Annotated in this window: 1 protein-coding gene; it reads right to left on the bottom strand. The window is 69.1% G+C overall.

Annotated elements, in window-relative coordinates; genetic code table 11:
- Positions 1–39: 39 nt before the first annotated feature.
- Positions 40–405, bottom strand: a 366-nt coding sequence (locus tag C5L12_RS27925) for a DUF2520 domain-containing protein (RefSeq protein WP_157949159.1), incomplete at its 5' end; no start/stop codon positions are given.

Raw genomic sequence — 405 nt, 5'->3', positions numbered from 1 at the left:
GTGCATGCGCGCCATCCGATCCCAGTCACGCCGACTCCGTCATTGCGTAGGATTCAGGCGCGCAGCGAGGCCGGCCAGTACGTCTGCGGAAGGTGCGCCGCGTTCGGCCGCCAATGCCAGCGCACGCCGTGTGAGCGCTGTGTAAAGCGCGGCGTGATCCGCGCCCAGTGCATCAAGCGCTTGCAGATGTTTGTCGATGACGCCGCTGTCTCCGCGCGAGACCGGGCCTGCCAGAGCGCCAGCCAGGCCACGTGCGCGGGCCGCCGCCAGCGTGCCGTCCACCAGCGGCCACATGGCCGCCACGGCGGCATCACGGTCGATGCCTGCGGCCCCCCACAACGTGGCAGCTTCGTGGAGTGCGCACAGCAAAAAGCTGGCCGCGTAGTTGGCGCCTGCGTGATACAC

The organism is Neorhizobium huautlense, from assembly GCF_002968575.1.
GTDB lineage: Bacteria > Pseudomonadota > Alphaproteobacteria > Rhizobiales > Rhizobiaceae > Neorhizobium > Neorhizobium huautlense.
This window is presented reverse-complemented; position numbering and strand designations above follow the sequence as displayed.